Consider the following 12,964-nt stretch of genomic DNA (forward strand, 5'->3'; position numbering starts at 1 on the left):
TGTTCAGCGCAGGACGAGGCGCCGGCCTGGGATGATCCGGTCCGGGTCGGCCCCGATGGCGGTCTTGTTTCTGCGGTACAGCGCCGACCAGGACTGGCCGTTGGCGCGGGCGATGCGGCTGAGGGTGTCCCCCGGGCGCACGGTGTAGGTCTGGGTGCCGGTCCGCTTCCCGGTGAACGGGTCGGCCGCCGCGCTCCTGCCGGTGCAGGAGGTGGCGGTGGAGGGCCGTTCCGGGACCGGTGTGAGGGGGGTGCAGACGGGGGTGGCGAGTCCGATGAGTTCGACCAGTCCCGTGCCGCCGGTGGGCGGGACGATGCGCGACCAGTTGTTGGCCAGCCAGACGTTGCCGGACGGGTCGATCTGCACCGCGGTGAGGTGCTGGATCGCCTTGTTCCGGAAGCCCTGCGCGGGTGACAGGACGGCGCCGGTGGTGCTGCCGGGCGGGCAGGCGCCCGTGTTGGTACCGCACAGTGTGTACACGCTCGGGGTGAGGAAGCCCGCGACCCACACACGGTCGGAGCCGTCGACGGCGACGGACCAGGGCAGCGTCTTCTCGGGCAGCTTGTACGCGCCCGCGACTCTCCCGTCGGGCGTGAGCCGGGTGACGGTGCTGTTGAAGTAGTTGTCGACCCAGGCGTTGTTCTCGGAGTCGATGGCGATGCCCAGGGGCCACTTGAACGAGCTGCTTCGGACGGGCGAGGCCGCCGTGGGTCTGAAGTCCGGCCCGATCACGGTGACGCTGCCGCTGAACTTGCCGATGAGGGGCGCCAGGGGGGTGTTCACCAACCGGGCACCGCCCAGGCCGGCGTTGCTGACCCAGGCCCGCCCGAAGCCGTCGATCTGGACGGCGAACGGGTGGTTGAGGCCGCCGCCGGTGATCTTGATCGCCTTGGCCGGGTCGCCGTGCGGGTAGACGACCACATTGCCCTGGCCCGGTGCGGTCTCCAGACCGTAGTTGTTCGCGATCCACACATTGCCGCGCTGGTCCACGGCGAGTCCCTGCGGATGGACGAGCCCGCCGTTCTTCCAGCCCCCAGGGGGGGACAGCGGTTTGCCGGTGGCCGAGTAGTGCGCGACGGAGTTGCCGCCGTAGCTGCTCATCCAGACCGAGCCGTCCGGGGCGACGGCGGCACCCCAGTCACCGCCCTTCATGCCGCCTCCGGGTATCGGGCTGCCCAGGACCGGACGGCCCGTCGGGTCGAGCACGCTGATGTAGGGGGTGGGCTTCCGGGTGCCGGGCAGCCAGTTGTCGGACGTCCAGACGTTCCCCTTGGCGTCGATGGCGATACGGCCGGGGGCGTACAGGTCGGTGTCGGTGTGGCGCAGCGCCAGTATCCAGGCGGTGGGTGGCGCGGCGAGCGCCGGTGCGTAGTGCTTCGCGGTGCGCGCCAGGCCGTAGAGCCCCGCCGGGGACAGTGTGGGATTGCGGACGAGGTTCAGCACGGCCTGCACGGTGTCCTGGGGCGTCGTGCCGCCGGGCGGTGTCGCCAGCCGGAGCAGGCGCTCGCACCGCGTGGTGTCGGACGCGCAGAGGGAGACCAGGTTGGCGAGCGTGTCGAGGGTGGCCAGGGTCTCGTTGGTGTTGCCGTTGTCGGCGTTGGTGACCGTTCCGCCGGGCTTGCCGGTGACCGGGTCGACGAGGTTGTACGTCGTCGCCGCGGCGTTCTGGAGCCCTGGACTCGGCCCGTCGATGCCGTGCCGACCGCTGAACTGGGCGAGGGCGTACGTGGCGGCGACGGTGGTGAGTTCGTTGACCCGTACCTGGTTCGTCGTCCGTGCGGGCACCGCCCCGCCCCGGCCGACCGCCACCACGGAGCGCAGCCGCAGCCGGCGGGCGCCGGAGGACGTGGCCTCCAGGTACAGCACCCCGGCGGCGGGCGGGGTGTAGGGGATGGCGAAGGAGCCGGTGGCGTCGGTCGTGACCCGGCCCAGCTGTCTGACCCCGGTGCGCGAGCCGGCGTAAAGCGTGACCGTCGCTCCCCGCAACGGCTTGCCCGCGCCGGTGACGGTGCCGTGCAAGGGCCCCGGTGATGCACCGAGCGGGACGGCCGGGACGTTGGCCGCGCCCATCACCATGGCCACCGAGGCCGCCGCCACGGCCGGAGCCCTCAGTGAGAGGCCCTTCCCCCTTCTCCTCCGGAGGCGCTTGGCGGTTGCCGGCCTGCGGGCGGGTATGCCGGATGAGCTCATGGCTGATGAACCTTTCACTGAGGTGGTCGGCCCGGCCCGGTGGAGGGAGTGGCCCGGCCGCCGCGAACTCGGGCGAGGACCGCGTCCGACGCGGGCCCGCCGCGCGCCGGGAGCGGGCGCGGAACAGGCCGGGTACGAGGGAGGCCGGTTACGAGGGAGGCCGGTTACGGGAGAGGTCCGCGCCGCGGCTATCCGGCCCGGGTCTCCCCCGTCCCGGGGAGGGTGCGGTCGACCTGCGGCACCCTGAGGGCGAACCAGCCGACCCTGCACCCGAAGAGCCAGACCACACCGAGGTAGAGGCCCTCACCGACCTGGCGCATCTCGTCGCGGACGCCGCGTGCGACGAGGGAGACCCTGGAGTAGTCGATGACGATGCACTCCTGCTCGTCCATCAGGCTCGGCCCCTTGTAGACCTGAGCCACGACGGCGAGCACGTCGAACGAGGTCATCCGGTTGCTCAGATAACCCTCGTGGTCGAAGACCTTGCCCCGCCACACGGCCGTGCGCACCAGCCAGGCGAGGGGGCGGGCGAGCCCGCTGCCTCCCCATCGCAGGATGCCGGTGCCCTCCAGCGGGCCTCTGGGGACGTCACCGGCCGGACTCGCTCGGAACAGTTCCACGAGACCGTCGTCACCGGCACTGATCAAGTCACCCTCGGTGAGCGCCACATCGTCCTCCTGACGGTCGCCTGAACCGTTGCCTGGGCCGCACCGTGGGACCGGGCGGAAGCCATCGCGAACGGCGCGGGCCGCCCTGCGTGACTCGGCGTGAGGCCACGACGAGCTCGGGGCCACCGGGAAGCCGGTCGCCGAACCGGCGGCCGCGCACCGGGGTTCGCTCTACTAGCTTCGCCGCAGCCACGTGGGCGTCACCACTGCTGTTAGCCCAACGGGGGGACCGAACGGAGCGCGGGCCGCGTGGGATCCGGGCCGCATCCGGTGGGCGGCCTGACCCCGCCGTGCGGCCGGACGGAGCGGTCGGCGCGTCTCTCGCCCGGGTCGGTCGACGTGACCGGATCCCGGGCCGGAGTGCGCCGGCCCGGAACCCGATGACCCCACCTTGCCGCTCCCTGCCCGGCCACGCGATTACCGCACAGGTAATGCCCGGCCCGCCCGGTCGCGTCACCCGTCGAAACGGCGCCGGACACAGCGCACCGGCCCCGCGGGACAAGGAGGCGCAGAGTTCCACTGCTGTTTCCGCGAGACCGGTGCACCGCACACATACCCAACGATGCGCCCGATACGCCCGTTCCGCCCCCTGTGTCGTTGCGCGGGTCCCCATGCATGACGTGGGGCCCGGCCTTACCCGGCCGGGCCCCACGTCGTGCATCTCGTTTACCGCCGGCGCATCTCACACCGGTCGTCTGCGTCTACCAGCGATACCAGCGACCCTTGCGGCCCGTGCCGTCCGCGGACCGGACGACGAAGCCGAGCAGCCAGACGACCAGCACGATCACCGCGATCCACCACAGTGCCTTCAGCGCGAAGCCCGCACCGAAGAGGATCAGAGCCAGAAGAAGAACCAGAAGCAGGGGAACCATTGCTATCAACCTCCTGGCCATCGAATGCCCTTACCTCGCACCTACATGCATACAAATCGCAAGTTATCTTCACGAAATGCGGGGCATGCGCACGCCGGGTGCGGTTCCCCCTCACGGGTCGCCGACGGGCCGGCCTCACCTCGGTGAGCGACCGGCTCCTTCCAGGCGCCGCCGCTGCGGACGCTCGCCGCCCCGGCTGCGCAGAGAGACGTCCGTCTCGGTCAGGACACGGTGGACGAACCCGTACGACCGTCCGTGCGCCTCGGCGATGGCCCGTATGGACATCCCCTGCTCGTACTGCTTCTTCATCTCCTGTGCGAGTTCCTCGCGGGCCGCACCGGTGATCTGCTTGCCCTTGTCCACGGTTCGTCTCCTTCAGGGGTCGACGCGATTGTGCTCGTCGTCTACCCCGGACCAGGGGAACCTTTCTTTCCGGACCGCAGGGCCGGGCCCGGCTCTCCCGGGGCTCGTCACACCTCTGCGCGCCCGGTGCCGCGCGCGTCGCCGCGGTCGGCCAGCGCCTCGGCGGCGCGGTTCCGGTGGGCACGGAAACGGCGCAGGTACGACCGCGCCATGGGCCCCGGCGGGATGCCGCGGGCGAAGGCCCGCATATTGCGTTCGCCCGTGTTGTAGCCCAGGGCGAGGAGTTCGTCGCGGGTGTAGCGGCGCACGTGCCGCCTCGGAAGGCGCCGGTCGAGGTCCTTCATGTGCAGGGCCGCCGCGTGGACGGCGAACGCGGGATCGTCGCGGAGATCCTGCCACCGCCCCGGCAGGCCGTGCGTGCGCCGTACCCGCTCGAACGTCGCGCGGTGCATGTTGGCCACACCGAAGGACGCCCCGGGCTTCCACCACTGCCACAGCCGTTCGAGCAGCGGATGGTGCGGTTTGTACGCCTCGACGTGCAGCACCGTCATGAGGAGCACGGGAGACACGCCGGCCTCCGCGGCGCTGCGCAGCACGGGCCCGGCGTAATCGGCCGGGTCGTAGCGGCCGGGCCGCAGCGGCGGCTTCCGCACACCGTCGCGCTCCGCCGGCGAGGATTGTCCACCCGGCCCCGTCGTCGATCGCTCAACCACCCGCACCCGTCCCTCCCTGCGCCGCCGGGCCGGCGCCCGAACGGCGGCACGTCCACCAGTCGGACGTCCGTCTGCCCCGCCCACCCGGGTGCCAATCCGGCGCCGACCTGCGGGAGTTTCGCCGCACGCCCCTCCCGCCAGCGCGTACACGGGCCGCCGGTACGGCCCCCCGCATCCGCAAGTGAACGCCGCGTCAGGGGACTTACCAGAAGTTTGCCGAACTTCCCTGCCGCCTCGCCAAACCGGTACCACCCCTGGCGAGCAGGTCGATACCGCACGGTAAACCACAGCGGGCACATAGCGGTTGACCAGCGAACTCGGCTATACATCCGCAGATCGGTTGCATCAGGAACTCAATTTGTTCGAATAGAGGGCCGCTGGCTACAGTCGGCCGCCATGACCGCAGACATCGCGTTGATCCGGAGCAGCTTCGCGGCTGTTCAGCCGCACGGTTCGCAGGTGACCGAGTACTTCTACGACCACCTGTTCACCCACCACCCCGGCGTGCGTCCCCTGTTCGCTGCGCACCTCGACGAACAGCGTGACCGCCTGTGGGCGGCGCTGGGCGCCCTGGTCGCGAACCTGGAGAACACCGACACCCTCATGGGCATGCTGCAGAACCTCGGGCGGCGCCACGCGGGCTACGGCGCACTGGCCGAGCACTACCCGGCCGTGGGCGCCAGCCTGATAGCGACCCTGCGCCACCACGCGGGCGATGCGTGGACACCGGCCGTCGAGGAGTCCTGGACGGCGGTCTACGGCGTGATCAGCAGCACGATGGTCGCCGCCGGCGAGGCGGCCCGGAGCTGATCCGGCCGCTGACGGCTCCTCACCGCGAGCCGTCGGACGGCACCCGATTTTTGGAGGTCACCCTGATGTCAGTCACCGGAGGGCGGACGTGAGCGATTCCCAGGCGCTGAGAGATTCCTTCGCTCTCGTCGGCAAGTCGGGGGACGAGGTGCCGCGGTACTTCTACTCCTACCTGTTCCTGATCGCGCCGGAGGTCCGGCCGATGTTCCCGGTGGCCATGGGGGCCCAGCGCGACCGGCTCGTCGCCGCGCTCGGGCGGATCGTCGCGGAGGCGGACGACCCGGACCGGCTCATTCCCTTCCTCCAGCAACTGGGCCGCGACCACCGCAGGTTCCAGGTCGTCGCCCAGCACTACGAGGCGGTGGGGCAGGCGCTGCTGGCCACGCTGGCCTACTTCCTGGGCGACGCCTGGACCCCGGAACTCCAGCGTGGCTGGACCGAGGCGTACTCCCTGGTGGCCCGCACCATGATCCAGGCCGCCGAAGCGGACGGTGCGGTCAATCCGGCCTGGTGGAACGCCCAGGTGGTGCGGCACGAGCAACGCGGCTTCGACCTCGCGGTGCTGACGCTGCGCCTGGACCAGCCGATGGCCTACCAGGCCGGGCAGTCCGTGATGGTGGAAGCCCCGATGCTGCCCAGCACCTGGCGGCCCTACACCCCGGCCAACGCGCAGCGCGCCGACGGGACCATCGAGTTCCACGTGCGCGCCGTCGACGGCGGCCTGCTCAGCCCCGCCCTGGTGTACGGGCTGCGCCAGGGCGACGTGCTGCGCCTGGGCGCCCCGGTCGGAAACCGGCTCACGCTGCGGGCATCCCAGGGCCGGGACCTGGTGCTGGTCGCCGGTGGCACCGGCCTGGCCCCGCTGCGGGCCCTGGTCGAGGAGATCGCGCAGCACGGCCCGTACCGCCGCGTCGACCTGTTCGTCGCGGCACGCGACAACCACGGCCTGTACGACCTGCCCGTCCTCAGGCAACTGGCCCAGGTCCACCCGTGGCTTCGCGTCACTCCGCTGGTCGGCGCCGACGCCGGCACCTTCGACAACCGAAGCCTCGCCGGCCCGGTCCTGCGCTCCGGCGCGGGAGGTGGACGCTCCTTCTACATCTGCGGTTCGTCGGCCATGGTCTCCGCCACCGTGCGTGATCTGGCGGGCGCAGGAATCCCCCACGACCTGCTGCACTACGAAGACGCTCGGTGATCGGAGACAAGTGAACGAGACAGGAGCCCCCCAGCCACAGGCGTCCCAGGAGCCCTGGGTGACGCCCGAGGCCCTGCGATCGATGACCTTTCCCCGCGCGCCCCTGACCCGTCGCGGCTACAGCGAAGAGGCGGTGCACGACGCGCTGCGGCGCTGCGCCCAGGCGCTGACCGCGCTCACGGAGGAGAACGACCGGCTGCGGGCGGACATGCAGCGTCACCGGGACTGGATCCGGGCGAACAACATCGGTGACGGCGGCAGCCCCACCGGGGTGCCGACCGTGGACGCCGTGCTGCAGCAGGCGCGCGCCCAGCAGTCGGCGGAGCAGACCGTCACCGCGGCCCGCGAGCAGGCCCGCAACATGGTGCGGGCCGCGAGGGCGCAGGCCGAGGCGATCCTTCAGCAGCGGTGGGAACAGGCTGCCCAGTCGACCGAGAACGACCAGGAGGAGACCGAGCGGCTCATCTCCTACCTGCGCCAGGTCGCGCAGTCGCTGACCGTCACCGCGGACCAGTACGACACCAAGCGCCCCGCGGCCGCCTCCCCTACGGCCCCCGCCGCCCCGCCAGGGCCCTGACCGGCGCGTACCGCGAACGGGCCCGTGGCCCGGCGCCGACGCGTTCGCGCCGAACCGGTCGGACGGGCCGGCACCACCGTCATGGGGGCGAGGGCCCGTCCGCCGACTCCTCCGTCGTGTCAGGCGGCGCTCTTCTTGCGACGGCGTCCGGTGCGCGCGAGGGCGTCGACGAGTTCCTCACGGCTCATCCTGGACCGGCCGGGGACGCCCTGGTCGCTCGCCCGCCGGTACAACTCCGCCTTGCTCGGCTGCCGCAACCCGTCTCCTTGCCGCCGGAGCCGCCGGCCCGGGAGCGCCTGGACGCCGTCCCGGCCTTCTTCGGCGTGGCCTTCCGGGCCGGCGTTTCGGAGGTGCCGCGCTGAAGCTGGTGGAAGTGTCCCGTAGCGAACTGACGGTCAGTTACACAGAGATCTCGTGTTGACCGATCCACCGCGGCCCCCGTCCGCCGAGCGCGCCGACCTGGGCTGTTGCCCCCCTGTCGGCCTCTGGACCGACCGTCGTCCCTACCGGCGGGAAACCTCAGATCTTCCGCAAACCTTGATCCACACGGTTGCCCGCCCCTCGGTCGGCTGCAAATGTTTCGCGCACCCCCCGCTCCAGTCGGCGACTCCCTCTCAGGAGGGGTGAATCGGAGGTTTCGTGACCACCCGCCGTACCCTGGTGACCGCCGCTTCGACGGCGTTGCTCACTCTTCCCCTGCTCCCCCACACCGCCGCCGCCTCGGCCCCCGCCGCCCCGCAGGAGACGGCTCCCGGGCTCCAGCCGCCCGCCAAGCAGGCAGTCGCCGTCGGTGACGGCGGTGCCGTCGCCAGCGTCAACCCCTACGCCACGCAGGTCGGTATCGACGTTCTGCGCCGCGGCGGCAACGCCATCGACGCCGCCGTCGCCACCGCGGCCGCGCTCGGTGTCGTCGAGCCCTACTCGTGCGGGGTCGGAGGCGGCGGCTACTTCGTCTACTACGACGCCCGCACCCGGACCGTCCACACCATCGACGGCCGGGAGACCGGACCGGCCCGCATGCGGTCCGACTCGTTCACCGATCCCGCCACCGGCAAGGCGATCCCGTTCGACGACGCCGTCAACTCCGGCCTCTCCGTGGGCGTTCCGGGCACCCCGGCGACCTGGCGGAAGGCCCTGGACGCCTGGGGCACCCTCACGCTGGCCGAGGCCATGCGGCCGGCGATCCGGATCGCGGACGAGGGATTCGTCGTCAACGAGCAGTTCCGCGCCCAGACCGAGATGAACGAGGACCGCTTCCGCGACTTCACCTCGACCACCCGGCTGTTCCTGCCGAACGGTCGGCTGCCGGTGGTCGGCAGCCTCTTCCGCAACCCTGAACTGGCCCGGACATACCGGGAGCTGGCCCGCACCGGCATGGACGCGATGTACTTCGGTGACGTCGGCCGCGACGTGGTGCGGACCGTCCAGAACCCGCCGGTGGCCCCGGGCTCCACGCGCACGGTGCGCCCCGGTCTCATGGAACGAGCGGATCTCGCCGCCTACCGGGTGGTCATGCGAGCCCCGACCCGTACGACGTACCACGGCCTTGACGTGTACTCCATGGCACCGTCCTCCTCCGGCGGCACCACGGTCGGGGAGGCCCTCAACATCCTGGAGAACCTCCACCTGTCGCCGGCCGACAAGGTGCAGGCCCTGCACGACTATCTGGAGGCCAGCCGGATCGCGTTCGCGGACCGCAACCGCTGGGTGGGCGACCCGGCGTTCTCCGACGTACCGACCACGGAACTGCTGGGCAAGGAGTTCGCGAAGGACCGCGCCTGCCTGATCCGGCCCACCACGTCGCTGACCAGCCCCGTCGCCCCGGGCGACCCGCGCCACCCCGCGGGCTGCTCCGACTCGGGCACCGGCGCCCTCGAACCCTACGAGGGCCGGTCGACCACCCACCTGGTGGCCTCCGACCGCTGGGGCAACGTCGTCTCCTACACGCTGACGATCGAGCAGACCGGCGGCTCGGCGATCACGGTTCCCGGCCGCGGGTTCCTGCTCAACAACGAGCTGACGGACTTCGACTTCACGCCCTTGCAGGAGGGCGTGCCCGACCCGAACCTGCCGGGGCCCGGCAAGCGGCCGCGCAGCAGCATGTCGCCGACGATCGTCCTGCGCGGTGGCAAGCCTGTGATCGCGGTGGGTTCGCCGGGGGGCGCCACCATCATCACCACCGTTCTCCAGACCCTCGTCAACCGCCTCGACCTCGGCATGACCCTGCCGGAAGCGGTCGCCGCGCCGCGCATATCGCAGCGCAACGGCGCGACGACGGAGGCCGAGCCCGCGTTCCTCGACTCGCCGGAGCGACCCGCGCTCGAAGCCCTCGGCGAGCGCTTCGTCCTGGCCCCGCCGGCCTTCACACCGTCACCCGAGATCGGCGCGGTCGCCGCGCTGGAGTTCGGGTCCCGCGGAAAGGTCACGGCGGTCGCCGAGCCGAAGCGGCGCGGCGGCGGCTCGGCGATGGTCGTCCATCAGAGGTCCTGAGGCCGCACCGGACACCGGCCCCCGGACTCCGTCCCCCGTACACGAACGCGTCGCGGTCGTGTACGGGGGGCGGCGGGAGCGCTCGGTGCCTCTTCGACGCCGGGGGCCACGCCGGCCCCCTCCCCGTCCGCCCCTGACCCGGGGCCCGGACGACCCTGGCGGGCACGGTAATTCGATGGCGCTCTCACCCGGGTGTGACCACCCTGTTCCCATGGCAGAACCCAGGAACCGCATTCGGGCCACGTACACCGACTCCACCGTCACCGTCTACCAGGCGTACACGCCGGAGATCGGCCGCCGGGCAGCCCATGAGGGCCGGTTTCCGCCGACGTGGAAGAGGGACCGGATGACCTGGATCAAGCCGTCGTTCCTGTGGATGATGTACCGCTGCGGGTGGGGGACGAAGGAAGGCCAGGAGACCGTCCTCGCCGTCGAGATCTCCCGCGAAGGCTTCGAATGGGCGTTGGAGAACGCCTGCCTCTCCCACTACGAGCGGGGGCTCCATGCCGACCAGGCCACGTGGAAGCGCCAATTGAAGCGGGCTCCCGCCCGGGTGCAGTGGGACCCCGAACGCGACCTGCGCCTCCAGCCGCTTCCCCACCGGTCCCTCCAGCTCGGCCTCGCCGGGGAGGCGGCACGTCTCTACGCGGACGAGTGGATCACCTCGATCACCGACATCACCCCTGTCGCCCACACGGTCCACGCGCACGTGAAGGCCGGGGACCTGGACGCCGCACAGCGACTCCTGCCCCGTGAACGCCCTTACCTTGTGAAGGAGGGCTTCCTGGCTCACCTGAGCCAGTGAGCCGGCCCCGGTCGGGGCGGGCTTCCGGTGCGAGGGACGGGTGGCATGGCGAACGCGGACGAACGTGTGGCACGGGTTCGTGAGGTGCGCAGGCGGCTCGCCCGGGAGGGGCCCCCGTGGGTGCGCGACCACGAGAGGGACTTCGAGACCGTCTCCGTCCCCGAACGCCATGGCGACCAACTGCGGGATCTGCTGGTCTCCGAGGGCGCCGGGAAGGTCGTGGAGATCGGTCTCGCGTACGCCGCTTCCGCGCTCGCCATCGGTGAGGCGCTGCTGACCGTCGACGCGACATCTCCCCGGCACGTCGTCATCGACCCGTTCCAGGAGAGCGAGTACGCCAACGTCGGCTGGAACCTGCTGTGTTCGGCGGGGCTCGACTCGATCGCCAGGCTCGTGCCCGGTCCGTCGTCGGTCGCGCTGCCACGGCTCCTCGGCGAGGGCTTCGTCGCCGACGCGGCCTTCGTGGACGGCAGTCACCGGTTCCACGAGGTCTTCGTCGACCTGTACTTCCTGCGCAAGATCGTCCGTCCCGGCGGCTTGGTCGTCGTCGACGACGACTGGTGGCCGTCCGTGCACACGGCCGTGCGGTACTACGAGCGGAACACGGGATGGCAGGCCCTCCCCGACGCCTTTCCCGGCGAGCCGGTCGGTGTCCGGCCCCAGGGCCGGCAACGGGCCCGCTGCAAGGCGTACCGTCTGCCCGACCCCCCGTTCGAGCCCTTCTTCCAGGACTTCCGCGCGTTCTGACCCGGAGACGACAAGCGGCCCGCGCCCAGGGCGCCGCCGACCACCGGCGACGGATCAGGCATGAACCGCCCCTACCCTGGAACCCGCTCCTCGTCCAACCCGTACATCAGGAAGCGAGGAGCGCATGTCCCAGGTCGAAGAGTCCATCGAGGTCAACGTCCCCGTCCGCGCCGCCTACAACCAGTGGACCCAGTTCGAGGAATTCCCCCGCTTCATGGGGGGCGTCGAGCGCGTCGAGCAGCGCACCGACACCCTCACCCACTGGAAGACGAAGATCGACGGGATCGAGCGCGAATTCGACGCGGAGATCACCGAGCAGATCCCCGACGAGCGCGTCGCCTGGACTTCGATCGACGGCGAGGCGAAGCAGGCGGGTGTCGTCACGTTCCACCGTCTGGACGACAACACCACCAAGGTCATGCTGCAACTCGGCTACACGCCGCAGGGCGTGACCGAGACCGTCGGGGACAAGCTCGGCTTCGTCAAGCGTCAGGTCAGCGGCGACCTGAAGCGGTTCAAGGAGTTCATCGAGTCCCGCGGCACCGAGACCGGAGCCTGGCGCGGGGCGGTCTGACAGCCAGGCCGGACGGCTGCCCGCGAGGTGACGACCGGGCACTGCCGAGACACCGGGCCGTGGAGACGGGTTCTTCGACAAGGGCGGGGCCCACCGCCGGCAAGGCGGCGGGCCCCGTCCGGCGTGCCGGGCCCGGCACGCCGGCGGCCAGGTAAATGCCTCGACAACGTCCCGCGCCGACCGGCAAAGTGGCCGCCCGTGACGAGCAGTGAGCTGTGGAACCGTGCGACCGCCGACCGTTACGACGCCGAGGAGACCGAGATGTCCTCCGCCGCCGTTCTCGGACCCACCCTCGATTTCCTCGCCGAACTCGCCGGGAACGGAAGGGCGTTGGAGTTCGCGATCGGGACGGGGCGGGTGGGCGTTCCGCTCCGGGAACGCGGCGTTCCGGTGGTGGGTGTCGAACTCTCGGAGCACATGGCGGCGGTCCTGCGGCGCAAGGTCGGCGAGGACGTGCTCCCGGTCGTCATCGGGGACATGGCCAAGACCGTCGTTCCCGGCGAGTTCAGTCTCGTCTATCTCGTCTACAACACGATCTCGAACCTGCTCACGCAGGACGAGCAGGTCGAGTGCTTCCGCAACGCCGCACGTCATCTGGCGCCCGGTGGCCGGTTCGTGATCGAGCTGGGCGTACCGCCGCTGCGTCTCCTGCCGCCCGGGCAGGTCGCGGTGCCGTTCGACGTCTCCGAGCGGCACCTCGGCTTCGACACCTTCGACCTGGTCGAGCAGATCCTCGTCTCGCACCACTTCACCCGCGACGGCGACGACGGCCGCTACCGCCGCGACGCCTCCTGGCACCGGTACGCCTGGCCGGCGGAGCTCGATCTCATGGCGCGGATCGCCGGGCTGGAACTGGAGCGCCGTGTCGCGGACTGGGACGGGGCGCCGTTCACGCAGGACTCGGGCAAGCACATCTCCGTGTGGCGCAAGCCGGCCTGACGCCGCCATCGGCCGGCTCCG

General features: G+C 71.2%; 14 protein-coding genes. 8 read left to right on the forward strand and 6 right to left on the reverse strand.

Going from position 1 to position 12,964, the window contains the following annotated elements:
• Positions 1–3 precede the first annotated feature (3 nt).
• From HZZ00_RS38665 to HZZ00_RS20525, 5 genes are all read right to left on the reverse strand, one after another.
• A complete protein-coding gene (locus HZZ00_RS38665; RefSeq protein ID WP_180327799.1) occupies positions 4–2,097 on the reverse strand; it encodes a LysM peptidoglycan-binding domain-containing protein in 2,094 nt (697 codons plus the stop codon).
• Between the two features lie 281 nt (positions 2,098–2,378).
• On the reverse strand, positions 2,379–2,858 hold the full coding sequence (locus HZZ00_RS20510) for a hypothetical protein (protein ID WP_180327800.1): 480 nt from the start codon (positions 2,856–2,858) through the stop codon (positions 2,379–2,381).
• Between the two features lie 701 nt (positions 2,859–3,559).
• Entirely contained in the window at positions 3,560–3,730 is a 171-nt protein-coding gene (locus HZZ00_RS20515) for a hydrophobic protein (RefSeq protein ID WP_070029835.1), read from the reverse strand.
• 135 nt (positions 3,731–3,865) lie between these two features.
• A complete protein-coding gene (locus HZZ00_RS20520; RefSeq protein ID WP_070029834.1) occupies positions 3,866–4,093 on the reverse strand; it encodes a helix-turn-helix domain-containing protein in 228 nt (75 codons plus the stop codon).
• A 107-nt stretch (positions 4,094–4,200) separates the two neighbouring features.
• Positions 4,201–4,746 (reverse strand): lytic transglycosylase domain-containing protein, encoded by a 546-nt coding sequence (locus HZZ00_RS20525; RefSeq protein ID WP_257584928.1) that lies wholly within the window; start codon positions 4,744–4,746, stop codon positions 4,201–4,203.
• Positions 4,747–5,202: 456 nt separating this feature from the next.
• On the opposite strand from HZZ00_RS20525, the gene HZZ00_RS20530 reads away from it, so the two are divergent.
• From HZZ00_RS20530 to HZZ00_RS20540, 3 genes are all read left to right on the forward strand, one after another.
• Entirely contained in the window at positions 5,203–5,616 is a 414-nt protein-coding gene (locus tag HZZ00_RS20530; RefSeq protein WP_180327802.1) for a globin family protein, read from the forward strand.
• Positions 5,617–5,704: 88 nt separating this feature from the next.
• Entirely contained in the window at positions 5,705–6,811 is a 1,107-nt protein-coding gene (locus HZZ00_RS20535) for a globin domain-containing protein (protein WP_180327803.1), read from the forward strand.
• A gap of 58 nt (positions 6,812–6,869) precedes the next feature.
• Entirely contained in the window at positions 6,870–7,388 is a 519-nt protein-coding gene (locus tag HZZ00_RS20540; RefSeq protein ID WP_180327804.1) for a DivIVA domain-containing protein, read from the forward strand.
• A 119-nt stretch (positions 7,389–7,507) separates the two neighbouring features.
• On the opposite strand, the gene HZZ00_RS20545 is transcribed toward HZZ00_RS20540, so the two are convergent.
• Positions 7,508–7,645 (reverse strand): hypothetical protein, encoded by a 138-nt coding sequence (locus HZZ00_RS20545; RefSeq protein ID WP_306856108.1) that lies wholly within the window; start codon positions 7,643–7,645, stop codon positions 7,508–7,510.
• A 382-nt stretch (positions 7,646–8,027) separates the two neighbouring features.
• Between HZZ00_RS20545 and ggt the strand changes: the two genes are divergently transcribed.
• The 5 genes from ggt to HZZ00_RS20570 all read left to right on the forward strand — a co-directional run bounded on the left by ggt (position 8,028) and on the right by HZZ00_RS20570 (position 12,943).
• Positions 8,028–9,878, forward strand: a complete 1,851-nt coding sequence (ggt, locus tag HZZ00_RS20550) for a gamma-glutamyltransferase (protein ID WP_180327805.1) — start codon at positions 8,028–8,030, stop codon at positions 9,876–9,878.
• A 211-nt stretch (positions 9,879–10,089) separates the two neighbouring features.
• Positions 10,090–10,683, forward strand: a complete 594-nt coding sequence (locus HZZ00_RS20555; protein ID WP_180327806.1) for a DUF4291 domain-containing protein — start codon at positions 10,090–10,092, stop codon at positions 10,681–10,683.
• Positions 10,684–10,728: 45 nt separating this feature from the next.
• Positions 10,729–11,430 carry a class I SAM-dependent methyltransferase gene (locus HZZ00_RS20560; protein ID WP_180327807.1) on the forward strand — a complete coding sequence of 234 codons (702 nt, stop codon included), beginning with the start codon at positions 10,729–10,731 and terminating at the stop codon, positions 11,428–11,430.
• A 124-nt stretch (positions 11,431–11,554) separates the two neighbouring features.
• Positions 11,555–12,004, forward strand: coding sequence for an SRPBCC family protein (locus HZZ00_RS20565; RefSeq protein ID WP_180327808.1), 450 nt, complete (start codon positions 11,555–11,557; stop codon positions 12,002–12,004).
• A gap of 198 nt (positions 12,005–12,202) precedes the next feature.
• Positions 12,203–12,943, forward strand: coding sequence for a class I SAM-dependent methyltransferase (locus HZZ00_RS20570; RefSeq protein ID WP_180327809.1), 741 nt, complete (start codon positions 12,203–12,205; stop codon positions 12,941–12,943).
• Positions 12,944–12,964: the final 21 nt, after the last annotated feature.

The sequence above is a fragment of the Streptomyces sp. NEAU-sy36 genome, assembly GCF_013423905.1.
GTDB classification, from domain to species: domain Bacteria; phylum Actinomycetota; class Actinomycetes; order Streptomycetales; family Streptomycetaceae; genus Streptomyces; species Streptomyces misionensis.